General features: G+C 33.8%; 23 protein-coding genes, 1 tRNA gene and 1 pseudogene. 7 read left to right on the top strand and 18 right to left on the bottom strand.

Features of this window, described 5'->3' with window-relative positions:
* The 5 genes and pseudogenes from Z054_RS0114185 to Z054_RS0114165 all read left to right on the top strand — a co-directional run.
* Window positions 1–327 (top strand): annotated as a pseudogene (locus Z054_RS0114185) (hypothetical protein); the annotation flags it as partial.
* Between the two features lie 191 nt (window positions 328–518).
* Window positions 519–1,340: a sterol desaturase family protein gene (locus tag Z054_RS0114180; protein ID WP_024770718.1), complete on the top strand. Its 822-nt coding sequence runs from the start codon at window positions 519–521 to the stop codon at window positions 1,338–1,340.
* Between the two features lie 31 nt (window positions 1,341–1,371).
* On the top strand, window positions 1,372–2,109 hold the full coding sequence (gene mddA, locus Z054_RS0114175; protein WP_024770717.1) for a methanethiol S-methyltransferase: 738 nt from the start codon (window positions 1,372–1,374) through the stop codon (window positions 2,107–2,109).
* Between the two features lie 141 nt (window positions 2,110–2,250).
* The gene (locus Z054_RS0114170; RefSeq protein ID WP_024770716.1) at window positions 2,251–3,957 is read left to right on the top strand and encodes a tetratricopeptide repeat protein; all 1,707 of its coding nucleotides are present in this window, start codon (window positions 2,251–2,253) and stop codon (window positions 3,955–3,957) included.
* Window positions 3,954–4,610 (top strand): SCO family protein, encoded by a 657-nt coding sequence (locus Z054_RS0114165; protein ID WP_024770715.1) that lies wholly within the window; start codon window positions 3,954–3,956, stop codon window positions 4,608–4,610. Before Z054_RS0114170 ends, Z054_RS0114165 begins: the two co-directional genes overlap by 4 nt.
* A gap of 290 nt (window positions 4,611–4,900) precedes the next feature.
* On the opposite strand, the gene Z054_RS0114160 is transcribed toward Z054_RS0114165, so the two are convergent.
* The 15 genes from Z054_RS0114160 to mraZ form a co-directional block, all read right to left on the bottom strand.
* A tRNA-Arg gene (locus Z054_RS0114160) sits at window positions 4,901–4,974 on the bottom strand.
* 11 nt (window positions 4,975–4,985) lie between these two features.
* Entirely contained in the window at window positions 4,986–5,435 is a 450-nt protein-coding gene (locus tag Z054_RS0114155; protein WP_024770714.1) for a GatB/YqeY domain-containing protein, read from the bottom strand.
* Window positions 5,436–5,648: 213 nt separating this feature from the next.
* Complete coding sequence (gene ftsZ / locus Z054_RS0114150) at window positions 5,649–7,628, bottom strand: cell division protein FtsZ (protein ID WP_024770713.1); 1,980 nt, start codon at window positions 7,626–7,628, stop codon at window positions 5,649–5,651.
* Window positions 7,629–7,710: 82 nt separating this feature from the next.
* Window positions 7,711–9,069 carry a cell division protein FtsA gene (gene ftsA, locus Z054_RS0114145; protein WP_024770712.1) on the bottom strand — a complete coding sequence of 453 codons (1,359 nt, stop codon included), beginning with the start codon at window positions 9,067–9,069 and terminating at the stop codon, window positions 7,711–7,713.
* Between the two features lie 7 nt (window positions 9,070–9,076).
* The gene (locus Z054_RS0114140; protein ID WP_024770711.1) at window positions 9,077–9,796 is read right to left on the bottom strand and encodes a cell division protein FtsQ/DivIB; all 720 of its coding nucleotides are present in this window, start codon (window positions 9,794–9,796) and stop codon (window positions 9,077–9,079) included.
* Window positions 9,793–11,139: a UDP-N-acetylmuramate--L-alanine ligase gene (gene murC / locus Z054_RS0114135; RefSeq protein WP_024770710.1), complete on the bottom strand. Its 1,347-nt coding sequence runs from the start codon at window positions 11,137–11,139 to the stop codon at window positions 9,793–9,795. The genes Z054_RS0114140 and murC overlap by 4 nt, the downstream gene beginning before the upstream one ends.
* Before the next feature lie 9 nt (window positions 11,140–11,148).
* Entirely contained in the window at window positions 11,149–12,261 is a 1,113-nt protein-coding gene (gene murG, locus Z054_RS0114130; protein ID WP_024770709.1) for an undecaprenyldiphospho-muramoylpentapeptide beta-N-acetylglucosaminyltransferase, read from the bottom strand.
* Entirely contained in the window at window positions 12,258–13,463 is a 1,206-nt protein-coding gene (locus tag Z054_RS0114125; RefSeq protein WP_024770708.1) for an FtsW/RodA/SpoVE family cell cycle protein, read from the bottom strand. The genes murG and Z054_RS0114125 overlap by 4 nt, the downstream gene beginning before the upstream one ends.
* 29 nt (window positions 13,464–13,492) lie before the next feature.
* Entirely contained in the window at window positions 13,493–14,827 is a 1,335-nt protein-coding gene (gene murD, locus Z054_RS0114120; protein WP_024770707.1) for a UDP-N-acetylmuramoyl-L-alanine--D-glutamate ligase, read from the bottom strand.
* A 1-nt stretch (window position 14,828) separates the two neighbouring features.
* On the bottom strand, window positions 14,829–16,061 hold the full coding sequence (gene mraY, locus Z054_RS0114115) for a phospho-N-acetylmuramoyl-pentapeptide-transferase (RefSeq protein ID WP_024770706.1): 1,233 nt from the start codon (window positions 16,059–16,061) through the stop codon (window positions 14,829–14,831).
* 41 nt (window positions 16,062–16,102) lie between these two features.
* Window positions 16,103–17,566: a UDP-N-acetylmuramoyl-L-alanyl-D-glutamate--2,6-diaminopimelate ligase gene (locus tag Z054_RS0114110; protein ID WP_024770705.1), complete on the bottom strand. Its 1,464-nt coding sequence runs from the start codon at window positions 17,564–17,566 to the stop codon at window positions 16,103–16,105.
* On the bottom strand, window positions 17,563–19,557 hold the full coding sequence (locus tag Z054_RS0114105; RefSeq protein WP_024770704.1) for a penicillin-binding protein: 1,995 nt from the start codon (window positions 19,555–19,557) through the stop codon (window positions 17,563–17,565). The genes Z054_RS0114110 and Z054_RS0114105 overlap by 4 nt, the downstream gene beginning before the upstream one ends.
* Window positions 19,558–19,561: 4 nt before the next feature.
* Window positions 19,562–19,873: an FtsL-like putative cell division protein gene (locus Z054_RS0114100; protein ID WP_024770703.1), complete on the bottom strand. Its 312-nt coding sequence runs from the start codon at window positions 19,871–19,873 to the stop codon at window positions 19,562–19,564.
* A complete protein-coding gene (gene rsmH, locus Z054_RS0114095) occupies window positions 19,870–20,766 on the bottom strand; it encodes a 16S rRNA (cytosine(1402)-N(4))-methyltransferase RsmH (protein ID WP_024770702.1) in 897 nt (298 codons plus the stop codon). Before rsmH ends, Z054_RS0114100 begins: the two co-directional genes overlap by 4 nt.
* Window positions 20,767–20,865: 99 nt before the next feature.
* Entirely contained in the window at window positions 20,866–21,333 is a 468-nt protein-coding gene (mraZ, locus tag Z054_RS0114090; protein ID WP_024770701.1) for a division/cell wall cluster transcriptional repressor MraZ, read from the bottom strand.
* Window positions 21,334–21,636: 303 nt separating this feature from the next.
* Between mraZ and Z054_RS0114085 the strand changes: the two genes are divergently transcribed.
* Both Z054_RS0114085 and yihA read left to right on the top strand, forming a co-directional pair.
* Window positions 21,637–22,407, top strand: coding sequence for an alpha/beta fold hydrolase (locus Z054_RS0114085; RefSeq protein ID WP_024770700.1), 771 nt, complete (start codon window positions 21,637–21,639; stop codon window positions 22,405–22,407).
* 14 nt (window positions 22,408–22,421) lie between these two features.
* Complete coding sequence (gene yihA, locus Z054_RS0114080) at window positions 22,422–23,027, top strand: ribosome biogenesis GTP-binding protein YihA/YsxC (protein ID WP_024770699.1); 606 nt, start codon at window positions 22,422–22,424, stop codon at window positions 23,025–23,027.
* On the opposite strand, the gene Z054_RS0114075 is transcribed toward yihA, so the two are convergent.
* The 3 genes from Z054_RS0114075 to gldB all read right to left on the bottom strand — a co-directional run bounded on the left by Z054_RS0114075 (window position 23,024) and on the right by gldB (window position 24,757).
* Window positions 23,024–23,389: a hypothetical protein gene (locus Z054_RS0114075; protein WP_024770698.1), complete on the bottom strand. Its 366-nt coding sequence runs from the start codon at window positions 23,387–23,389 to the stop codon at window positions 23,024–23,026. The two genes, yihA and Z054_RS0114075, sit on opposite strands and share 4 nt — an antisense overlap.
* Before the next feature lie 61 nt (window positions 23,390–23,450).
* On the bottom strand, window positions 23,451–23,789 hold the full coding sequence (gene gldC / locus Z054_RS0114070) for a gliding motility protein GldC (RefSeq protein ID WP_024770697.1): 339 nt from the start codon (window positions 23,787–23,789) through the stop codon (window positions 23,451–23,453).
* On the bottom strand, window positions 23,789–24,757 hold the full coding sequence (gene gldB, locus Z054_RS0114065; protein WP_035092034.1) for a gliding motility lipoprotein GldB: 969 nt from the start codon (window positions 24,755–24,757) through the stop codon (window positions 23,789–23,791). The genes gldC and gldB overlap by 1 nt, the downstream gene beginning before the upstream one ends.
* Between the last annotated feature and the right edge of the window lie 34 nt (window positions 24,758–24,791).

Raw genomic sequence — 24,791 nt, 5'->3', positions numbered from 1 at the left:
ACTATTACAATCAACAACAAAAACATCACCAAAATCCCTGATAATATAGATCAACAACTAACAGGATTAGAAACCTTAAATGTAAACAATAATAATCTGGAGGCTATTCCTTCATCAATAGGTAACATTAACACTTTGGTAGTTTTAACACTAGCTAATAATCAATTAAGCACCGTACCATCAGAGTTAGGTCAGTTAACAGGTCTAGGACTATTAAGTTTAACGAATAATCCAATATCTAGTATACCTGCAGAAGTCTGTGATCTGCAAACGTCAAACGGAGGCATACTTACCATACTCTCTGATCCTGGAGAAGGATGTAACTAGCTTTTAGGATATGAACTTATAATTCATAAATACTGCTAATAATCGCACAAATAGTACAAGTCATTTTTAAGGTATTAGACTAAACTTGTTATGCAATTATAAGTAGATAGGATAAACAAAACCGTATAGCGTATTCCTCGGTATTGATGAGGGTATTCAAAATGAATTCACGTGCTAACTAAATTAATTTTATGGACATACTCAATCAGATATTAAACATTAATCCCAACTATATTGTTATTGGATTACTTGTGATTTTCTTTTCACTAGAACAAATCCTGAAATCTCCGTTTCGATTTAAAAATCGAATAGAACATCTTTTTCAAAACATTCTGTTTCAAATTACCCTTATCATCCTAAATATATTCTTTGTTACTTTTCAGGTCTATTGTATCGATTGGTTAAACAATAATGAAATAGGCCTTTTATATTTAATAGAGTTACCATTTTGGGGTAAACTTTTTATTGCAGTTGCATTATATGACGTAACAGCCTATTGGATACATAGGGCAACACATAGCATCCCTTTGTTATGGAGATTTCATAGGGTACATCATAGTGATACATCTATGGACTCCTCAACAGTATTTAGATTTCATCCGATCGAATTAATACTTGTTTTTGGAGTTGGTAATATGATTACTGCTGCAATTTTTGGTACAGATGTATTCGCTATGGCACTATACTATTTAATTCTCTACATATTTTTCTTTTTTGAACATTCAAATCTTAATTACCCTGATTGGTTAAACACTACAGTAGGGTTCGTTTTTGTAACCCCCGATCAACACAGAGTTCATCATCAGCAAGATCAATATTATACAGACTCTAATTATGCAGATATTTTTATCATCTGGGACCGGTTATTTGGAACCTTTAAAAAATTATCATTAAAAGAAATGAAATATGGACTGAAAGAATTCGAAGAAGAAAGAAAGCAACAATTTTTATTCTTAATGAAAAGCCCCTTTGTAAAAATTAAAAGAAGCGTATCTAGTCAAAAAAAAACGTAACGGAACAATCAAACTTTAATTAATCTTTAAAATGAAAAAATTACTTATCATCTTATATGGGGGTGCATCCTACCTGGTTTTTTTAATTGCCTTTATATACGCAATTGGTTTTGTAGGCAATTTAGTTGTTCCCAAATCAATTGATTCTGGTATTGAAGCACCCACGACAATATCAGTTCTCATAAATCTGGGACTATTAAGTTTATTTGCTGTTCAACATAGTATAATGGCTCGCCCCGTCTTTAAAAAGTGGTTTGCCAATTATATTAATCCAGCTATAGAACGAAGTACATATGTTTTACTTTCTAGTCTTTTACTGCTGTTAATATATTGGAAATGGCAACCGATAACCACTGTCGTTTGGGAAGCAGAAAATATGATATCCACTATATTAACCGTTATTTTCTTTTTGGGTTGGTCAATTGTATTTCTTTCTACTTTCATGATCAGTCATTTTGAACTTTTTGGACTCACCCAGATTTATGAAAACTTTAAAGACAAAGAATTGAGTTATCCTAAATTTCAAGTAAACCTGTTTTATAAAATTGTTAGGCATCCCATAATGCTTGGATTTGTTATCGCTTTTTGGGCTTCCCCAACAATGACCCTAGGTCATCTATTATTTACTGTGGTTACAACGGTTTACATTTTTGTAGCTGTAAAATTTTTGGAAGAAAGAGATTTGAAAAAAATAATAGGAAAAGATTATGAAGAATATCAAAAAAAGGTTCCGATGATTATACCTTTTACACAAAAGAAAAGAAGTTAAAAACAGAAAACTAATTATCTACTTCATCAGTAGCTATTTTTTTTTATAAATCAGGCAGTTGTTCTATTTATTAGAAGAACTATAAAATAGATAAATAGCTATAGTGTTTTATCAATAATTCAAACAAACTAACATCAAAATATGAAAACGCTAAAAATCTTTTTGCTCACTTTAAGTTTTACCGCTCTTATATGCAGTTTAGGATGTAAAAATAAAATCAAGAAATTAAATCCAGCATTAGCTTCTATTGATCTTAAAAGAGGAGAACTTTTATTATGTAATACAGAGCAGTTTGGAGAGTTAAAATTCTCACTGTCTTGCAACTATGAAACCAGAGTTACTTTTGACTTGGCTGTTGCTCTGTTACATTCTTTTCAATACGCTGAAGCAGAAAAAGCATTTGTAAAGGTGCTTGATGAGGATCCAAACTGTCCTATGGCCTATTGGGGTGTTGCTATGAGCATATATCATGCTGCCTGGTTTCCACCTACAAAAGAAGATTTAATTAAAGGTTCAAAAATATTGAAAATAGCAAATGACTTATCAATGGATGATAAGCAAAGAGATTACATAAATGCCATTGGTGCTTTTTATGCCGACTGGGAAATTTCAGACCATAAAATAAGAGCAAAAAGATTTGAGAAAAAAATGGAACAGATATATACAAAGTACCCTAATGATATAGAAGCTGCTATTTTTTATACTTTGGCTTTATATTCTACCAGAGACAGAGTTGCAAAAGGTTATGAAAATGAGCGTAAAGCAGGAGAAATTCTTGAATCCCTTTTTACTACCAACCCAAATCACCCGGGTATCGCTCACTATATTATTCACAATTATGACAATCCTGTTTTAGCTTCTAAAGGGTTAGAAACGGCAAGACGCTATGCCAAAATAGCTCCTTCTTCTTCTCACGCCCAACATATGCCATCACATATCTTTACAAGATTAGGTATCTGGGAGGAGTCTATCGAATCTAACTTATTATCAGCAAGTAGTTCAAGATGTTACACCGAGGCCGCGGCATTAGATGGTGCCTATTTTGAAGAATTACATGCTACAGATTATTTGGTTTATGCTTATCTTCAAAAGGGAGATAATGAAAATGCAAAAAAACAATACAATCTAATTAAAGAGTTAACATCTTTTTATCCTACTAATATTACGGCAGCTATCTATCCTATAACTGCCATACCAGCACGACTAGCTCTTGAAAACAGAAATTGGGAACAGGCTGCCAATTTAGAATTACGAGAAATAGACTTGAAATGGGAACAATTTCCATGGCAAAAAGCAATACACCATTTTGCGAAAGGTCTGGGAGCATCACATACAAAGGATTTTGCTTCTGCTGAATACGAAATTGAAATCCTAAAAGAGCTACACCAAGATTTAATAGCACTAAACGACCGTACAAAGTCTATTCAAATTAAACAAGTAGAAATTCAAATCAAGACTTTACAGGCATGGCTGAATTTTATAAAAAATGACATAAAAAAAGGGCTTCAATTAATGCAAGAAGCAGTTGATATAGAAAGAAATACAAGTAAACACCCAGTTACCCCTGGTGATGTGCTTCCTGCTATAGAATTATTAGGAGATATGTACTTAGAAATAGGTAAAAACGAAGAAGCATTACTCGCTTATGAACTTAATTTAAAAGAACACCCAAATCGATTAAATGGTATTTATGGAGCCGCTATTGCTGCTAAAAAAATCGGTAATCATGAAAAAGCCTTCAAGTATTTTGAAAATGTACTAAAACTTACCGAGAACTCTAATAGTGACAGGCCAGAAGTAAAGGAAGCAAAAGTCTTTGTAAGAGAGAATAATCAATCTATACAATGATAAAACAGAATATTTTAAATAGAAAAACATTCGTGTTTTTCGTGATCGTAACGGCATTTACATATGGATGTAAGCAAGCATCAAAAAAGGAACTACCGATATATAACCCAGCAGACTTTAACCCTAAACTGGTAGATAAAGGTCTACAGGCTAAAGATCGTGATCATAAAGTGATCAATTTCTCCTTGATAAATCAAAATGGAGATACGATAACCCAAAAAGATTACAAAAGTAAAATATATGTAGTAGATTTTTTCTTTACCAAATGCCCAAGTATCTGTCCTATTATGACCAACAATATGGCAAAACTACAACACGTATTTAAAGACGACCCCCAAATAAAATTGTTGTCAATTTCTGTTACCCCAGAAATTGACAGTATCTCTATATTAAAAACGTATGCCACTAAAAATAAAGTTATTGATTCTAAATGGAATATTACCACCGGTAACAAAAAACACATTTATAATTTGGCACGTAAAAGCTACTTTGCGGTGGTAAATGAAGGTGATGGGGGACTACAAGACTTTATTCATACTCCAAATTTTGTATTAATAGATAAGAAAAAACAAATAAGAGGGATCTATGACGGAACCAATGATAAAGAGATAGAACGTCTTATGGATGATATAGGAGTTTTGAAAAATGACTAACGATATTATCAAATATGTTTCTACGTTTGGATAATATTTAAAGCCTAATAGACCATAAATAAAGTATTATATTAAAAATAAAAAACCGTCCAAAATCAAATTTTTAGACGGTTTTATTGTGACCTCAGAGGGATTAACTATCGTTGATCCCGTTAAGCTCTCCTTTGCAAATAGAAAACCACGAGCTATCGCTCTAGTTCTTTATTTTCTTCCGAAACCTCAAAGTTTTTAGATTTGTGTTTCTCCAAAAAACAAAGAACCACGCCATTGGCGTGGTTTTCTGCTTGTAGTGACCCCGGAGGGATTCAAACCCCCAACCCTCAGAGCCGAAATCTGATGCGCTATTCAGTTGCGCCACGAGGCCATTTTCTTATATTAAGATAATTTACTTTTTACTATTGTAGAAATCGTTTTTCCATCTGCTTTTCCTGTTAATGCAGCATTTGCCATCCCCATTACTTTACCCATATCTTTCATTCCCTCTGCACCAGTCTTAGCAATAATATCTACTACTATTTTTTCAATCTCTGCTTCACCTAATTGTTCTGGTAAAAATTTCTCAATCACTTTTGCTTGCGCCAGTTCGGGTTCTGCCAGATCATTACGTCCTTGTTCTGTAAAAATTGCAGCACTATCTTTACGTTGCTTAACCTGTTTTTGTAATAATTTTAATTCCTGATCTTCGGTGAGTTCTTCTTTTGCTCCACTCTCTGTCTGAGCTAATAAAATAGCTGATTTCACAGCACGCAATGATGTCAATGCATTAGTATCTTTAGCTTTCATAGCCTCTTTCATTGCAGTCATTACTTTTTGCTCTAAACTCATGATAATTGATTTTTTATCTTTGGATTGCGAAGATAAAAAATAAACCGATAATCTACTCCTAGATTATCGGTTTAGTTTAAATACTATTTCTATTTATAAATTCTGGCCAATTCTATACTGAACTCTTTGACATGCTCAGAGCAAGTGTAGACGAAATGCTAGAATTACATGTTTATATTCTATACAATACTATTGTTTTAATTATTATAGAAATTAGTCAACATTATCATGTAAAAAAGAATTGTTTTTGCGCAATTGTATATCATCATTACTATCGGTTCCTAAAGAAGTTCTTGATAATCCAGAATCATCTGGTTTAGTATCTACATCTATTCCTGCTCTTTTATAGGCTGGTTCTTTTTCTATATCATCAATTTTAGAAGAGCTATTTCTAAACTTATAATTAAATTCTTTCATCTTAGCTCTACGTTCTGCTGCTCTGGCTTTTAAGGTCTCAGAAATAGGTTGATTAACAGGATCTACATCTTCTGCTTTTTCTGTTTCTGGAGATGGATCTACAATTTTCTTTTCTAAAATGATCTCTTCATCTTCTTCTTCCATAACTTCTGCTGGTTGTGCTTCAGTTAATCGCTTTTCTTCTTCCATATAATCCTCTAAGCTATACTTACGCACTCCTTCAGATGCAGTTTCTCCAACAGGAACCACTTCTATTGCGTCATTAACTTCTAAATCGAGAATATCATCACTTAGGTCAAAAACAATAGGTTGTTCTTCTTCCTCTTCTATTTTTTGTTCATTAGAAATAGCATTTGGCGTCGGTACAGATTCTTCTTCGTTTCCTCCTACAGGCATATCAAATGCTAATGCAAATTGATCTTCTTTCTCTTCTTCAGCATTTACTTCTTTTTCATCATTAACTTCTATTTGTTTAATAATATCCTGCGCATTAATAATCACAAAATCATTATCTGAAGAAAACGCATCTACTACTTCGTAGGATACATCAATATTTTTTAGCAGATCTGTTGTAGGTATCAATATGGAATCTTCATCTACTTCTTCATCTTCAATTAATTCGTGCTTTATAATTGATGGTTCTTCTACTTCCTTTTTCTTTGGTAAAGGAGAACGCATAGGAGTAACATTACCTGTAGACTTAGGAGATAAGTCTTGTATTGCCGAACGTTGTTCGTCCTCTAGAGTATGAATTATTTTCTTAGTTTCAGTATTAACAATTTCGTCTTGTTGCTCTACATCAAATCCAGTAGCAATAACTGTTACAGAGATTGCATCTTCTAGAGATTCATCTTCACCAACTCCCATAATGATATTAGCTCCATGACCGGCTTCTTGTTGTATATGATCATTAATTTCACCAATCTCATCAATAGTAATCTCTTCTTTACCAGATACAATTAGTAGGAGTACATTTTTAGCACCGGTAATTTTATTATCATTAAGCAAAGGAGAATCTAATGCTTTAACAATAGCATCATGAGCACGTTTATTACCTGAGGCATTAGCAGACCCCATAATAGCTGTACCACTATTGCTTAGTACTGTTTTTGCATCTCGTAAATCTATATTTTGCGTATAGTGATGTGTAATAACTTCTGCTATACCTCGAGATGCGGTGGCAAGAACTTCATCTGCCTTAGAAAAGCCAGCTTTAAATCCTAAATTACCATAAACTTCTCTTAGCTTATTATTATTAATAACAACTAAAGAATCTACATGAGCGCGAAGTTTTTCTACTCCCAATTGCGCTTGTTCATTACGCATACGACCTTCGAACTGAAAAGGAATTGTAACAATCCCAACAGTTAAAATATCCAACTCTTTTGCCATTTTGGCAATAATAGGAGCAGCTCCAGTACCGGTTCCTCCACCCATACCAGCCGTGATAAAGATCATTTTGGTATTGGTATCCAACATTGTTTTTATCTCCTCATAGCTTTCTACCGCAGATTGCTCACCCACTTCTGGGTTTGCTCCTGCACCCAACCCTTCGGTTAGTGAAACTCCTAACTGTATTTTATTAGGAATTGGGCTGTTTTCTAATGCTTGAGCATCTGTATTACAAATGACAAAATCAACTCCTTTAATTCCTTGCTGGAACATGTGATTAATGGCATTGCTACCTCCTCCTCCTACTCCAATAACTTTAATTACATTAGATTGATTTTTTGGTAAATCAAACGAAATGTTTTCGAACTCCTCATTTTTACTCATAATTGCTAATTTTCTGGTTCTCCTACTGTATCTTTATATGTTTTGACTGTTCAAAAAAAGTGAACATTACTTAATCTTCTAACTATTCTGCATTGTCTAAGAATTCTTTGAATTTCTCTGTCCACTTCTCTAGAATATTCTTCCTCGGTTTTAGATCAACTCTTGGATCTTCTTCTTCAATAGTGATATCATCATCTATAGCTGCTGTTTCAGGTTGTCGTTTTGGTTGAACGCTCGCAACAGGTTCTTTTTTACTTATTTTCTTTTGTTTCTTAATATGTATTAATCCATCCATTACTAATCCTACAGCAGTAGCATACATAGGACTCGTAGTTTCTGAATCGCTATTCCCTGCGAGGTGTTCATTAGGATATCCTATTCGTGTATCCATACCTGTAATATATTCTACAAGCTGCTTAAGGTGATTAAGCTGTGATCCTCCTCCTGTTAATACAATTCCCGCAATTAATTTCTTCTTAGGGGATTCATGTCCATAATTTTTGATCTCTAAAAAGACCTGTTCTACAATTTCGACTACTCGTGCATGAATAATCTTAGAAAGATTTTTTAAAGTGATCTCTTTGGGCTCTCTTCCTCTTAGTCCGGGAATTGAAACAATCTCATTATCCTTATTTTCTCCAGGCCAAGCAGATCCAAATTTTATTTTTAGTAATTCTGCTTGTTTTTCGATGATTGAGCATCCTTCTTTGATATCTTCTGTTATCACATTACCTCCAAAAGGTATTACTGCTGTATGACGAATAATCCCATCTTTAAAAATGGCTAAATCTGTTGTACCTCCTCCTATATCGATTAGTGCAACTCCTGCTTCTTTTTCTTCCTGACTTAGCACCGCATTAGCCGACGCTAATGGTTCTAAAGTCACATCTGATAATTCTAATCCTGCACTTTTTACACATCGCCCTATATTACGAATAGAAGTCACTTGCCCTACTACTACATGAAAATTAGCCTCTAATCTTCCTCCATACATTCCCACCGGTTCTTTTATTTCGGCTTGACCATCTACTTTATATTCTTGAGGCAGTACATGTAAAATCTCCTCGCCAGGTAACATCACTAATTTATGCACCTGATTGCATAATTTGTCTATATCATCTTCATCTATTACAGCATCTGCATTAGGTCTAGTGATATAATCGCTATGTTGTAAACTACGAATGTGCTGACCTGCAATACCAACCGTTACATCATTAATTTTTAATCCTGAAACACTTTCTGCTTCCTGAATTGCTTGTTGTATTGATTGAATTGTTTGTGTTATGTTATTAACCACACCACGGTGTACACCCAAACTTTTGGATTTGCCAATTCCCAATACCTCCATCTTTCCGTACTCATTATATTTCCCTACCATGGCAACAATCTTAGTTGTTCCTATGTCTAGTCCTACCGCTATTTCATTTACTTCTCTTTCCATATTGGTATTATTTTATTGTACACACCACTTGATTACTAAATTGCAAACTGACTTTTTTATATTTTTCAAGACTTTTATCTCTTAGTGCTTTTTGATAAAATGCCTTAAAGTTCTTTATCTTATTATCTAAATTTTCTATTTTCCCAAAAACCAATTTAAAAGAGTACACTCGTAACTCTAGTTCATAATTCCCTTCGACATTAAGGTAAATCCCTACAACATGTTTTTTTAAAAATTCATCTTCCTGAATTTTTTTTAATAAAGGAAAAATCTGAATAACTTCTCGCTCTGATACATTATGTACTATTGGCACATGAGCCGAATAACTATCAGACAAAGGCATCGTATTTCCCGTAACATCAACATAAAAAGGAGTAACCGCATTAACCCTAGCAATTGGGGTGCGTTGCTTGATTCTCGCCCTAAGTTCTCCATTTACAGTAAGATACACATCAGAATGTTCAATCATTTTATGCGCATCGAGCTTTTGTTCTACAGTATTCAAAACTAAAATTTCTTTACCCACGTTCGTAACTCTGTCCTGATTTTGTATTAACAATTTATTAACCGTTATTTCATTTACATAAGGATCTTGTTCTTCAACAAATTCTATAAGCACTTCATTAATCTTTCGTTGCTCATTACGTTTACTGGCAAAAGCAAAAAGAACTACCATTAAAATAAGCAGACCACTAAATTTTAAATATGTCAAAATCCTTCTTTTCATACTAACAAAGCTTCCTTTATACGATATACTTCTTCTCCAATATCTCCTGCTCCAATAGTTAATACTACCTCGGCATTACTACCTACTATTGCTTCAATTAAATTATCTTTTTGTATTAGTTTTTTATCTTTTGTATCTATCATATTTAATAACCAATCCGAGGTCACACCTTCTATAGGTAATTCTCTTGCCGGATAGATATCCAAAAGCAGTAATTGATCAAACTGGCTAAGACTCTGCGCAAAATCTGAAGCAAAATCTCTGGTTCTACTATATAAATGTGGTTGAAAAACAGCTAGTATTTTCTTATTAGGGTGCATCTCTCTTACTGCTTGATGCAACGCATTAATCTCTGTGGGATGATGTGCATAATCATCTACATACACCAAGTCATCTGTTTTAATCTGGTAACTAAATCTTCTTTGTACACCTTTAAAAGAAAATAAAGCCTTTGCCAAAGGTCCGGTCGGGGAGCCGTAAAGCATCGCTATAGCAAAGGCTGTAATAGCATTTAACAAGTTGTGTCTACCTGGCAGGTTTAAATGCAAATCTTTAATACATTTCTGTGGTGTTTTTAAATCAAAAACATATGTTCCATTATCTATTTTTATATTTTGAACACAATAATCTGAATCATCTTCGATTCCAAAAGTAATACCCGAAAGGGGCAATCCATTACGAACCAAAAGATGATCCTTTGCTCTTGAAGAAAATTCGATAAAAGATTCTTCTAATGCATTGGCCTTTTCATAAATGTCCAAATGATCTGCATCCATCGAAGTAATCGCAGCTATATTCGGATATAGTTGCAAAAATGATCTATCAAATTCATCAGCCTCTACTACAACTACTTCATTTCCTTCTAATACTAAGTTAGAATTATAATTTTCGCTTATCCCTCCTAAAAAAGCGGTCACCTTTGCTCCACTTTCTTTAAGTAAATGTGCAAGAATTGCAGTCGTCGTCGTCTTGCCGTGCGTTCCTGCCACTGCAAGTGTATATGTATCTTTTGTAATAATACCTAAAACTTCTGCCCTCTTCTTGATCAAAAATCCATTGTTCTGTACATACACATACTCCTTATGATTTTTTGGGATAGCAGGAGTATATACGATTAGCGTATTCTCAATATTCAAAAATGCCTTAGGGATATGATCAACGCTATCTTCAAAATGAATCGGAATTTCTAATGCTATTAGATCAGAAGTAATTTGACTAGGAGTCTTATCATACCCAGCTACATTTTTACCTAGGAATTTAAAATATCGGGCAAGAGCACTCATACCGATACCACCGATACCGATAAAATATATATTCTGTATGTTCTCTAAACCTTTGTTCATTATATACTTCTAATTTCTTACTGCTCTATTTTGTATTAATTTTTCAATCTCATCTACTATATCCGAAGTAGCATTGGGTAATGCCAATTTTTTTATTCCTTCGGAAAGTTTAATTTGCACATCTTCAGAATCCAATAATTCTGAAATTGTATCCTGAAACTTGTTATCTAATTCACTCTCCTTTAACATTACAGCCCCATCTTTATCTACAATTGCCTTTGCATTTTTGGTTTGATGGTCTTCGGCTACATTTGGCGAAGGGATAAACAATGTTGGTTTAGCAGCAATACATAGTTCTGAAACTGAACTTGCACCTGCTCTTGATATAATAATATCTGCAGCCGCATATGCCAAATCCATGGTATCCAAAAACTCATGTACTTGCACATCCTTTTGATCCGTATATCCTTTATAATCTGAATAATATAACTTACCACATTGCCAGAGTAACTGCACCTCTTTTCCTGCAAAAAAACCAAGTTCTTTTTCGATTAATTGATTAACTCTTCTTGCCCCAAGACTCCCGCCAATAATCAAAACCGTTTTCTTTTCTGGATCAAGAGCATATTTTGTAATTGCCTGATCTCTTTTTTCTTCAGTTTTTAGTAAATCCTGACGAACAGGGTTTCCTGTTTTTATGATTTTACTTTTCGGAAAAAACTTTTCCATATTATCATAAGCAACACAAATCTTATGCGCTCCTTTTGACAACCATTTATTGGTAATTCCCGGAAAAGAATTTTGTTCCTGAAGCACCGTTGGAATCTTTCTCGAATTTGCCATTTTTAATAATGGCCCACTTGCAAATCCTCCAGTTCCTATAACCACATCAGGGTTAAACCTTTTTATAATTTTTCTGGATTTCCATAGACTACTTAACAGCTTTATTGGAAACAATAAATTACTCAATGTTAGCTTTCTTTGAATACCACTAATCCACAATCCTACAATTTCATATCCAGCTTGTGGCACTTTTTGCATCTCCATACGATCCTTTGCTCCTACAAACAAAATAGAAGCATCTGGATATCTATCACTTATTTCATTAGCAATAGCTATTGCAGGATAGATATGTCCTCCTGTGCCGCCTCCTGATAATATGACTCTCAGCTTTTTGCTCATAAAACTTCACTCAAAACCTCTAAAGGGTTCTCTTCTTTTTCTTTTATTCGTTCTTCTTCTATACTAGTTTCTCTTTTACTACTTACACTTAACACAATACCAATTGCCAGGCAGGTCATCCAAATTGATGTTCCACCACTACTAATAAGCGGAAGTGTTTGCCCTGTTACCGGAAATAATTCTACAGCAACCGCCATATTTATCAATGCCTGAAAAACAATAGGCAACCCAACACCCATAACTAAAAGCTTACCAAAAATATCTGCACTTTTATGTGCTACAATCACTAACCTTAGCAATAACAATATGTACAATAACATTAGAAAAACTCCTCCAACAAAACCCCATTCTTCAATAATAATTGCATAAATAAAATCTGATGATGACTGTGGTAAAAAGTTTCTCTGTACACTTTTTCCGGGACCTGTACCAATAACTCCTCCTCTGGCAATTGCAATTTTTGCGCGTTCTATCTGATAATCTTCCTGAGTATCCTTATTATCTGTAAAGTTTTCTATTCTACTCACCCAAGTATCTACCCTATTTGGGAAAACTCCTGGAAATGCTTTTGCGAACAAAATGAAAAAGGTAAGTATCAAAAGTCCGGATCCTAAGATCACTGTGATATATTTTAATGGATATCCACCTAAAAACACCAAAACAATAACCATAGAAAATATAATCGCCGCAGTAGAAAAATTAGCAGGTAAAATCAACATTAATACCAAAAACACAGGTAACCATAATGGCAACAATGTTTCTTTAAAAGTAACAGCTTTATCTTTAATTTTTGAAAGGTATCTAGCAACATAAGCCATTAAAACAACTGCCGCCAGAGTAGAAGGTTGAAAACCTACACCAACAAATGGCAAACGAATCCATCTACTTGCGTTCGTCCCTCCACCTGTTGTATTCTGTGCCAATGTGATTAATAATAATACAATCACCATTGGTATCATAATAATAGAAAGTCCCTTAAAATAATGGTGAGGTATCTTATGCACACCATACATTATCAAAAAGCCTAAAACGAGATGTGCAAAATGTTTAACCAAAAAACTAAAAGTATCTCCATCACCCCCATACAAATATGCTAAATTACTACTAGCACTATATACAGGTAGGAACGAAAACAATGCCAACAAAGCTGCTACCGCCCAGATCGCCTTATCCCCTTTTATATTTGCTAATACTTTAGTCATTCTTACTATTAATTTTTTGTGTTTTTTTATTACAATTCTCTTACTGCTTCTTTAAATTGTCTTCCTCTTTCTTCGTAGTTTTTAAATAAATCAAAACTTGCACATGCTGGGGATAACAACACATTTTCATTTCTCTCCGCTATTTTATACGCCATATTTACAGCTTCTTTCATTGACTGTGTTTCTATAATATTATCAACACAATTTCCAAATGCATTAATAATCTTAGAGTTGTCTACTCCTAAGCAAACAATAGCTTTTACTTTTTCATTAACCAGTGAATACAATTCTGTATAGTCATTTCCTTTGTCTACCCCGCCAACAATCCAAACAGTTGCAGATTTCATAGCATCCAAAGCATAAAATGTAGCATTTACATTTGTCGCCTTAGAATCATTAATATATTGTACATTATTAATTTTTAATACATTTTCTAACCTATGCTCTACTCCATGAAAGTTTTCCAGGCATTCTCTAATGGTAGCTTTCCTAATTTTTAACAATTGCGACACTGTAGCGGCGGCCATAGCGTTTTTTACATTGTGATTTCCTTTTAATGCTAAATTTGTTGTTGGCATGATTACTTTGTTGTTATCTATTATTATTGTTATGTTTTCTTCTTCTAAATACGCTCCATTCTCTACCTTTTTGGTTAATGAAAAAGGCAACAATCTTGAACGAACGGGGTGTTGTTTTAAATATTCTGTTATTACTGTATCGTCTGCATCATAAATGAAATAATCATTTTCATTTTGATTCATTGCAATTCTGAATTTTGACGCTATATAGTTCTCAAACTGGTATTCATATCGATCCAAATGATCCGGAGTAATATTAGTAAGAACAGCAATATGGGGAGCAAAATCCTTTATCCCATCTAACTGAAAACTACTTAGTTCAAGCACATAAAAAGGAGCATCCTTTTCTGCTACTTGTTTTGCAAAACTATCTCCTATATTACCAGCCATATTAACTTCTAAACCACCATGCTGAAGCACATAATGTGTAAGCATTGTAGTTGTAGTTTTTCCATTACTCCCGGTAATACCAACAATCTGAGCGGCTGTGTATTTTGCAGCGAATTCTATCTCAGACACCACAGGAATTCCTTTTTTGAGCAGCTTCACTATTAATGCTACTTTATCAGGGATCCCCGGGCTTTTCATAACGACATCTGCATTCAGAATTTTAATTTCTGTATGCTGTTGTTCTTCCCATTCGATTTCAAAATTTCTAAGAACTTCTTTATATTGATCTGTAATTATTCCTTTATCTGAAACAAAAACATCGAATCCTTCTTTTTTACCCAGAATAGCTGTTCCTACTCCACTCTCTCCTCCTCCTAACACTACTAGCCTTTTCATATTATCGCACTTTAAGCGTAATCACTGCTATGATTGCCATAAAAATGCCGACAATCCAGAATCTTGTAACAATCTTACTTTCATGTATTCCTTTTTTTTGATAGTGATGATGTAATGGAGACATTAGAAATATTCTTCTTCCTTCTCCATGTCTCTTTTTGGTATATTTAAACCAACTTACCTGCATCATTACTGATACGGTTTCAATAAAAAATATGCCACATAAAATTGGTATCAAAAATTCTTTACGTATTGCGATTGCAATTACTGCTATTATTCCTCCTATAGTAAGGCTACCTGTATCTCCCATAAACACTTGAGCCGGATAAGTGTTATACCACAAGAACCCTACTAGTGCTCCTGCAAATGCAGTAATATAGATGGTCATTTCTCCAGAATTTGGGATATACATCACATTGAGATAATCCGAAAAAATGATATTACCCGACACCCATGCAAAAAGAGCTAATGTTAGTACCATTATTGCAGATGAACCTGCTGCAAGACCATCAATCCCATCCGTGAGATTAGCTCCATTTGATACTGCTGTAACAATAAAAATGACAATGGGTATAAAAATTAACCAAGCATATTTTTCCATTTCGGGACTAATCCAGGTTATCAAATCTGAATAGTCAAACTCATTGTTCTTAAAAAAAGGTATCGTAGTTTTTGTAGATTTTATAGCTGGATTAAAATCTGACACCTCTTCTCCTGTATTTACAATTTGCTCTGTTTCTGATTTTACTTTTTCTTCTTTAATGGTAATATCATTATGAAAATACATTGTACATCCCACAATAAGCCCAAGCCCAACTTGCCCTATTATCTTAAATTTTCCTGCCAGACCTTCTTTATCTTTTCTTTTTATTTTTAAGTAATCATCTGTAAAACCTATAACTCCCATCCATAATGTAGTAATGATCAATAAGATTACATAGATGTTATCAAGTTTAGCAAACAATAGTACAGGAATCAGAGTTGCCAGAATAATAATAATTCCTCCCATGGTTGGAGTACCAGCTTTTTCGGCTTGACCATCCAGACCAAGCTCCCGAATACTTTCTCCCATCTGTTTCTTTCTAAGAAAATTTATGATTCGTTTACCATAAATTGTAGAGATCAATAGCGATAAAATAATTGCCATTGCTGCCCTAAAAGTGATAAACTGAAACAACGTCGCCCCGGGGAACTGGTATTCGCTTTCCAAATATTCGAATAGATAGTATAGCATAGGTTATTACCTTTTACTCTTTTTTTAAGAGAGTGAAGGATTTATTTATTTAGTTTCTTTAGTTCTTGTTTGACAATTTCAAAATCATTAAAATCTGTGCGTTCTCCATTAATTTCCTGATAGGTTTCATGTCCTTTACCAGCAATAAGGATGATATCATCTTTATTAGCTAATTGGCATGCAGTTTTAATAGCTTGTTTTCTATCTGTAATCGACAGTGTTTTTTTATAATCCTGTGGTTCTACTCCTTTCTCAATATCTTCTATAATCTGATCTGGATTTTCTGTTCTGGGATTATCACTGGTAAAAATTGTTTTATTACTAAGTCTTGCCGCAATGCTTCCCATCACAGGGCGTTTCATTTTATCTCTGTCTCCACCACATCCCACAACTGTAATTAGCGTTTCATTATTGGTTCTAATATCATTAATGGTCTCTAACACATTTTTTAATGCATCTGGTGTATGTGCATAATCAACTATTGCTGTAATTTTCTCATCAGAGATCAGATATTGAAATCTACCGCTTACACTTTGTAAGTCACTTAGTAACTGAAGAGTTTCTAAGGTTTCGAGTCCTAATAATTCGGCAGTACCAAAAATTGCCAGTAGATTGTATGCATTAAAGCTCCCTATTAATTTTGCCCAAACTTCATGATCGTTTAACTTTAGTAATAATCCTTCGAGGCTACTTTCCAAAATTTGACCTCTATAATTTGCATAGGATTTTAAAGCATAGCTATGTTTTTTTGCTTTAGTGTTTTGAATCATAAAACTTCCGTTCTTATCATCTTTATTAACTAATGCAAAAGCTTTTGCCGGTAGTTCGTCAAAAAATATTTTCTTTACATCACGATATTCTTTGAATGTGTTGTGATAATCTAAATGATCATGAGATAAATTTGTAAAAATTCCTCCGGCAAAATCTAATCCTTCTGTACGTTTTTGATGTATCCCATGAGAACTAACTTCCATAAAACAGTATTCTACTCCTGCAATATTCATTTCTTTGAGGTAGTAGTTAATAGTTAAAGAATCCGGAGTAGTATGTGTCGCATCATAAACTTTGGCATCTACCACAACTTTTACTGTAGACAACAATCCTACTTTAAACCCAGCTTTCTTAAAAAGCTGATATAATAAAGTTGCTATCGTTGTTTTACCATTGGTACCGGTCACTCCAACTAGTTTTAGATTCCCCGAAGGAGAATCATAATAATTAGATGCCATGATCGCCAATGCAGATTGGGTATCTTCAACTTCTACATAGGTTACACCACTAACTGCAATATTTGGCACCTTTTCGCAGATCACAACCAAAGCTCCCTGATTAATAGCTTTTTCTATATAATCATGACCATCTGAAACGGAACCTCTAATAGCAACAAACACATCGTCCTGTTCAACTTTTCTTGAGTCGAATTCAATCTTATTAACGCTCATTGTTGTATTACCAACTACGGCATTAATCGCTACCTTATATAGAATGTCTTTTAACTCTGTCACGATAATTCTAATCTCACTGTTTGGTTTATCTTTACTTTAGTTCCTGGTTCTATAGATTGTTTTTTCACCCTTCCTGATCCTTTTAGTTCGACTTTCAGTCCCATATTTTCTAGAAGAGAGATCACATCCATTGCTGGCATACCTGTTACATTAGGCATTATAGTCTTGTATTTTTGAGCATTCTGATAATACTTCTCATAACTATTAACAACCGAGTTACTCTCTACAACGGCATAAGAAACCTCATCAATTACTGGTATATCATTATATATTTTTGTGGCAATAGTTTTAAAGACCGGAGCAGCAACCTCGCTACCATAATATCCTTTTTTCTTATTTGGTTTATGAACCACTACAATGCAAGAGTAGATTGGTTTATCAGCAGGAAAATAACCAGCAAAAGATGATATATATTCGCGTTCTTTATCTTTTCCATAGTTCCCCCAACATGTACCTGTCTTACCAGCAATACCAAAATTATCAGTACGAATATTATCTGCTGTTCCTCTCTTAACAACATTCTTCATCATCTCCTGAACGATTTTTGCAGTTTTTTTAGAGCATATTGTTGGATTAAGAATTTCTTTATCAAATCTCTCTCTGGTTTTATCCCAAGTTTTTACTTCTTTAATGAATCTGGGTTTTACCATTTCGCCATCATTAGCGATTGCATTATAAAAAACCAATGTTTGTAATGGGGTAATTGCAACTCCATAACCGTGAGCCATCCATGGCAATGTGGTTCCGTACCAATCTTTATCTCCTGGATACGGGATTTTAGGTTTCCCTTCTCCTTTAATTGCTAATCCAAGTGTTTCTCCAAGGCCCATATTAATTAACCGATCTACAAACTTCCTAGGATTATCCTTATAGTTTTCATTAATCATCTTAGCAAAAGCAGTATTCGAGGATAACTCAAATGCTTTTGCAGCAGATATTTTTCCGTATCCTCCCCATTTAGAATCTTTTACAATTCTATCATAAAACTTTACACGACCATTTTCGGTATCTACGACATAACTTGAATCTATAACTCTATCCTCTAAAGCTGCAACCATTGTCATCAATTTAAATGTAGACCCTGGTTCATGAGATTCTCCAACAGCATAATTTAGTTTCTCATAATATTTTCCTGCATTCGTACGTCCCAGATTGGAGATCGCTTTTATCTCTCCTGTTTTAGTTTCCATAACTACTACAGTACCATGCTCTGCTTCAAATGTTTCAAGCTGAGCCAGTAATGCGTGATGTGCTATATCTTGTATGTTTACATCAATGGTAGAAACAACATCATACCCATCTTGTGGTTCTACTTCGTTAGCATCTCCTATAGGTTTCCATTGGTTTTTTGCTATCTTTTGTTTTTTTCGTTTTCCTTCTTTCCCTCTTAAAAATGGTCCATAAGCCCCTTCCAAACCTACTCTGGTATAATATCCTTGTTCATCCCTTCTTTCATACCCAACAGTACGTTCAGCTATTTTCCCTATAGGATGTTCTCTTACTGTGCGCTGTTCTACTATTAACCCTCCTCGATTAGCTCCAAATTCAAACAAAGGGAATTTTTTGACTCTCATATATTGAGAATACCCCAAATTTCTTCGTAGTAACAAGTATCTATTTTTATTTGCTCTAGCTGTTCTTATGATCTTATCATAATACGAAACCGGTTTTCCAAATTCTTTGGATAATGCTTTACAAAGTGGTTTAATGTGTGCTCTAAAGTCTTTATCGTTTACTGCCAGTGCATCAAATCGTATATCATACTTAGGAACAGATGTTGCTAAAAGATTTCCTTTACTATCATACAGATTACCTCGATTTGCAGGTATATCAAAGGTTTTAAAAACTCGTTCCTGAGCTTTCTTGCGATACATATCTCCTTCTACAAACTGTATATTCACTAACTTGGCCAATACTGCTATTGCAAAGATGAACATACACGCTGCTATGAAATACAATCGGTTTAATATGTTTTTTTCTTTTATTGCCAACAGCTTAGTTTTTTACTATTATTTTCCTTGGGGGGCTTTCAGGGCGTTTTAATCCTTTTTGTGTCATCTTTTTTATTATTGACGACTCCATCTTCAATCTCATTAATTCGGTCTTCCCATCTACAAAATGTGTTCTTAATTCCCTAACTTCATTATTCAATCTAGCAATCTCATGCACTTTACTTTCTGCATTGTGCGAACTTGCGATCATTATTATTGCCAAAAAGGAGAGAAACAATAGCATTCTCCAATTCTTCATTGCATCATCTGCAATAAGAAATTTACCTTTTAATATGTCGTAAATTGTTTGCTTCAAATTTTTTCAGCTATTCTAAGTTTTGCACTTCGTGCTCTATTATTTTCTTTAATCTCTTCTTCTCCAGGAACTATCAACCCACCTACTTTTTTAAAAGGTACCGATACGTTACCGTATAGATCTTTTTCTGGCTCTCCTTCAAACATTCCACTACGTATAAATCTCTTTACCAACCTATCTTCAAGAGAATGATAAGAGATTAAACTAATCCTTCCTTTAGTGTCCAAAAGTCCTGTTGTTTGTATTAAAAATTCCTTAAGAGCTTCAATCTCCTGATTTACTTCAATTCTAATCGCTTGATATATCTGAGCCAGTATTTTATGTTCTTTATGCTTTGGTAAAAATGGTTTTAGAACTTCTTTTAATTCCACACTGGTTTTTAAACTTTCTTCTTTTCTGGCTCCAACTATTGCTCTCGCTAACTTAGGAGCATTTCGTAATTCTCCATATTGCAAAAACATTACTCTTAGATCAGACTCATCATATTCATTAATTACATGATAAGCTGATATTTCTCCACTTTGATTCATCCTCATATCCAGATCTGCTTCAAACCTAGTAGAAAAGCCCCTATCTGCTACATCAAATTGATGTGAAGAAACCCCAAAATCCCCCAAAATTCCATCTACTTTTCTAACCCCATAGAATCGAAGGAATCGTTTAATGAATCTAAAGTTTTCATTTATTAGAGTAAATCGATCATCATCAATTGCATTCTCCAAAGCATCCTTATCCTGATCAAAAGCAAATAACTTCCCTTCTGGTCCCAATCGTTTGAGAATTTCACTAGAATGACCTCCTCCTCCAAATGTCACATCGACATAGGTTCCATCAGGTTTTATTGCCAACCCATCTACAGTCTCTTTGAGTAAAACCGGGTTATGATATTCCATCTCTTCCATCTCTTCTTTTCTAGTTTTCAACAGTCTAAACAAAAGTTAAGCTTCTACTAATCTTTATCAAAACAAGCCTCTTAACCTCTATCAATTCTATTAATCATGCTCTATTTCATCATCAAACCCCATTACCTCTTCTGCCAAATCTGCAAAATCAACAGCTGCATCATCAATTGCCTTTTCATACTGATCTTTGTCCCAAATCTCTAAGATATTTACAGCAGATGACAACACTAAGTCTTTAGTAATTCCTGCAAAACCAACTAGATCTTTTGGAATCAAAAGGCGGCCAGCAGCATCAATTTCTACTACTTTTACACCAGCTGTAAACTTTCTGATAAAATCATTATTTTTCTTTTTAAAGCGGTTGAGTTTATTGATTTTTTGCATTAAAAGATTCCATTCTGCCATTGGATACAACTCCAAACAAGATTGAAAAACAGCTCTTTTTAACACAAATCCATCTTGTAGCACTGGCGAGAGTTGCTTCTTAAAAGCCACAGGCATCATTAGACGTCCCTTAGCGTCTGCCTTACACTCATATGTGCCGATTAGATTTACCACTTTTATTTCCCTAAACGTTTAATTAGTCAAATATATTGAAAAAATTACCACTTTTTACCACAATTTACCACATTGTTAATAAATTGTCTTCTAAACAGTAAAGTCAAGGCAACTAAAAACTTTAAGATTTTGTTTATCAGCATACTATGGCAACACTTGTAGATTCTTGGTTTCACTCATTTTGAGATAGAAATAATCGATCACAAAAAAAAATATAAAAATTCATTCTGTAGTATTAATAAAAAATCCCAAAACTAATTATGAAAATGCTATATTTGCTTTTAATTCTTGTAAGAAGTATTAATGAAGCACGAATTAAAAAAAGACGGAAAATTTAGTTATCTAGATTTAGGGGAAGGCACACCAATCATCATTTTACACGGACTGATGGGTGGATTGAGTAATTTTGAAGGTGTTGGTTCTTACTTTCCTGAACACGGATATAAGGTACTAATTCCTGAGCTACCTGTATACACTTTACCTTTACTAAAAACCAAAGTTAGTACCTATGCCAAGTACCTTAAGGATTTTATAGATCACTTAGGATATGGTGATAAAGAAGTTATACTTCTAGGCAACTCTCTAGGAGGACACATTGCACTTTTATGCACCAAAATGTTTCCTGAAAAAGTAAAAGGTCTGGTTATAACAGGAAGTTCTGGCCTTTATGAAAGTGCCATGGGAGAAAGCTATCCAAAGCGAGGTGATTATGAATACATTAAAGTTAAAGCAGAAAATGTATTTTATGATCCCGAAATTGCTACCAAAGAAATTGTAGATGAAGTATACGCTACTGTTAATGATCGCAATAAGTTAATCAGAACTCTTGCAATTGCTAAAAGTGCTATTCGGCATAACATGGCAAAAGACTTACCCAAAATGAATACCCCAACTTGTGTTATCTGGGGAAAAAATGATAATGTTACTCCTCCAGAAGTTGCAGATGATTTTAATCGTTTATTACCTGATTCTGACTTGTATTGGATTGACAAATGTGGTCATGCTGCTATGATGGAGCATCCAGAAGAATTTAACCGTTTACTATACAATTGGTTACAAGAACGTAACTTCTAATCATAATTGATACTATGAAGATTAGTAGCGCTGAATTTGTAATGAGTAATAGCGATGTTGACAAATGTCCTAAAGACAAACTCCCTGAATATGCATTCATAGGCAGATCTAATGTTGGCAAATCCTCATTGATCAATATGCTTACTAGCCGTAAGAGTCTTGCTAAAACATCTGGAAGACCAGGAAAAACACAGCTGATTAATCATTTCATTATCAATAAAACCTGGTTTTTAGTTGATTTACCAGGGTATGGGTATGCAAGAGTATCTAAATCTTCAAAAAAAGTATTTCAGAAATTTATTACGGCATACTTCTCTAAACGAGTACAATTAGTTAGTGCCTTCGTATTAGTGGATTGTCGTCATGAACCACAAAAAATAGACCTTGAATTTATGCAATGGTTGGGTGAAAATCAAATACCATTTTCTATTATTTTCACAAAATCTGACAAGCTTTCAAAAAATAAGCTGCCCGCTCAAATAGCTGCCTATACCGAAGAAATGCTCAAGTACTGGGAAGAAATGCCTAATTATTTCATCACTTCTTCTTCTTCTGGCTTAGGCAAAGAGGACGTTCTTAACTACATAACAGAAATTAATTCGAAGCTAAAAAAATCTTAGCTTATTTTCTTTTTCAAAAAATCTATTAATTCTTCTGCAGAGTTTAAGGACGATAATCCTTCTGAATCAAATAGTAAATCAATTTTTTCTTCTTGTTTTTGAAAGATAATAGGAAGATTAAAGCTCTTATCTTCTAGATACGAATATGCATCTAAAAACTCATCTTTATACATAAACACAAATTCATAATCTGAATTTTCCCTAAAATCCTTCCATACCTTTTTTTCAGAAAAGTTACCATGAGTAAGACTGCAAAGATCACATGAATATGTAGTCGGACTTATAATTTTATGAAGGTTATCAAGATATTTATTCCAAATATCTGACTGTGCATTATATACAAAAAACAAGGTTTTTTTCAACGTTTGGATTTTGACATTTAGTCAACAAAGTTGGCAAAACATTTCAAAAAAAAATAAACTATTATTTTTGTTTAAGTTCCAATTTTTCGGCGAAGTAATCACAAAAATCTTTCATGGTTGCCGACATTTTTTCGTCTTGCGTAGCTCGATAAAAAGTATCACTCATAGCGACTAATGTTTGATGAAAAAAGATCTTCATTTCATCCACGGGCATATCTTTGGTCCATAAATCAATACGAAGACTTTCTTTATTTTTGCTATTCCATACAGATAGCAGCATTGCTTTGGTTTCTTCGTTCTCTACACCACCATCTTTTGCTGTCCATCTTAATTTTTCTGGAATCCTGTTTTCATCTAACTCTATATCTATTTTTATTTCTGATTTATGATTATTCGCCATTATCTTTCGGGTTTATATTTTGATCTATTAAAAATCGTTTCGGCATCTGCCACTATTAATTGCCGCAAAGATACATTGTTATTTTTCATATACGAAGCTACAATTCTCCATCCTATAAATTGTCCTATTCTATCTGGTGCTTCCTGATCAATTTCTTCCAAATAAAATTTTGAAAAAGGCCCAGGATACAAAAATCTAGGCATAAGAGTACTATCTGTACTGTATAACAATTGGCGATCTATGAAATATCTCCAGATTTGTTCTTCATTAGCTTTTGCCCAGGCATACTGTTCTTCGGTATACCCTATTTTTCTGGCATCGCTAAAATCAGGTAAAAGCAAATTTTTTAGATATAGCTCTTTTCCAAAGGACACAAGATTTCCTAAAAACGTTCTATCTCTAATCGGCCCTATCTGGTTTTTGGCGTACATAGAAGCTACATCTGGTACTATATTTTGTCTATCAAAATGCTGCCTTAAGTATTTTTGTATCCCTTCATAAAAGTGATGATCTTTACCTAGATATGTATCCAAGGAAATAATAAGTAATCCTTTTGAAAGCACGACCTTATTATGATAATCTACATCATTGGTAATTGCAACCACTCTAGGTTCTTTAATTTCTGGGAAATAATATTTAATATGTTGAAAAAGTGAATGCAGTTCATTTTCTTCAGAAGAAAAATCAGAAAAAGTTTTTTCTACTTCTTTGTTTACTTCTTGCTGTATTGTATCTCGAGATCTTTTAATCCATACGCTATCTGCATACTTTTCTGAAAATAAAAAAGGGTACTCTTTTTTAAGATTAGGTAAGTTTTCTTGTGTTACTTCTGCAAATAATCGATCAAAACGTTCAACTTTAATTTCTACCGGGATTTCAGCAACTTCTTTATCTACTTTATCTTTGTTTGAACAAGAAAATAAAACGCAAAAAACAATGGCTAATTTTATATACTTAATACTATTCATTCCTAAATTATAATATCTCTCTAAATAATTTCTA

Origin of the sequence: Aquimarina macrocephali JAMB N27, from assembly GCF_000520995.1 — a bacterium.
Classification (GTDB): domain Bacteria; phylum Bacteroidota; class Bacteroidia; order Flavobacteriales; family Flavobacteriaceae; genus Aquimarina; species Aquimarina macrocephali.
This window is presented reverse-complemented; position numbering and strand designations above follow the sequence as displayed.

Excerpts from the sequence above, each read along its gene's own strand:
- Z054_RS0114165 (WP_024770715.1), top strand. The coding sequence starts at position 3,954 with ATGATAAAACAGAATATTTTAAATAGAAAAACATTCGTGTTTTTCGTG.
- Z054_RS0114180 (WP_024770718.1), top strand. The coding sequence starts at position 519 with ATGGACATACTCAATCAGATATTAAACATTAATCCCAACTATATTGTT.
- Z054_RS0114170 (WP_024770716.1), top strand. The coding sequence starts at position 2,251 with ATGAAAACGCTAAAAATCTTTTTGCTCACTTTAAGTTTTACCGCTCTT.
- yihA (WP_024770699.1), top strand. The coding sequence starts at position 22,422 with ATGAAGATTAGTAGCGCTGAATTTGTAATGAGTAATAGCGATGTTGAC.
- mraY (WP_024770706.1), bottom strand. The coding sequence starts at position 16,061 with ATGCTATACTATCTATTCGAATATTTGGAAAGCGAATACCAGTTCCCC.
- Z054_RS0114155 (WP_024770714.1), bottom strand. The coding sequence starts at position 5,435 with ATGAGTTTAGAGCAAAAAGTAATGACTGCAATGAAAGAGGCTATGAAA.
- murG (WP_024770709.1), bottom strand. The coding sequence starts at position 12,261 with ATGAGCAAAAAGCTGAGAGTCATATTATCAGGAGGCGGCACAGGAGGA.
- Z054_RS0114085 (WP_024770700.1), top strand. The coding sequence starts at position 21,637 with ATGAAGCACGAATTAAAAAAAGACGGAAAATTTAGTTATCTAGATTTA.
- Z054_RS0114140 (WP_024770711.1), bottom strand. The coding sequence starts at position 9,796 with ATGAAAAGAAGGATTTTGACATATTTAAAATTTAGTGGTCTGCTTATT.
- gldC (WP_024770697.1), bottom strand. The coding sequence starts at position 23,789 with ATGGCGAATAATCATAAATCAGAAATAAAAATAGATATAGAGTTAGAT.
- murC (WP_024770710.1), bottom strand. The coding sequence starts at position 11,139 with ATGAACAAAGGTTTAGAGAACATACAGAATATATATTTTATCGGTATC.
- murD (WP_024770707.1), bottom strand. The coding sequence starts at position 14,827 with ATGAAAAGGCTAGTAGTGTTAGGAGGAGGAGAGAGTGGAGTAGGAACA.
- gldB (WP_035092034.1), bottom strand. The coding sequence starts at position 24,757 with ATGAATAGTATTAAGTATATAAAATTAGCCATTGTTTTTTGCGTTTTA.
- ftsA (WP_024770712.1), bottom strand. The coding sequence starts at position 9,069 with ATGGAAAGAGAAGTAAATGAAATAGCGGTAGGACTAGACATAGGAACA.
- Z054_RS0114125 (WP_024770708.1), bottom strand. The coding sequence starts at position 13,463 with ATGACTAAAGTATTAGCAAATATAAAAGGGGATAAGGCGATCTGGGCG.
- mddA (WP_024770717.1), top strand. The coding sequence starts at position 1,372 with ATGAAAAAATTACTTATCATCTTATATGGGGGTGCATCCTACCTGGTT.
- rsmH (WP_024770702.1), bottom strand. The coding sequence starts at position 20,766 with ATGGAATATCATAACCCGGTTTTACTCAAAGAGACTGTAGATGGGTTG.
- ftsZ (WP_024770713.1), bottom strand. The coding sequence starts at position 7,628 with ATGAGTAAAAATGAGGAGTTCGAAAACATTTCGTTTGATTTACCAAAA.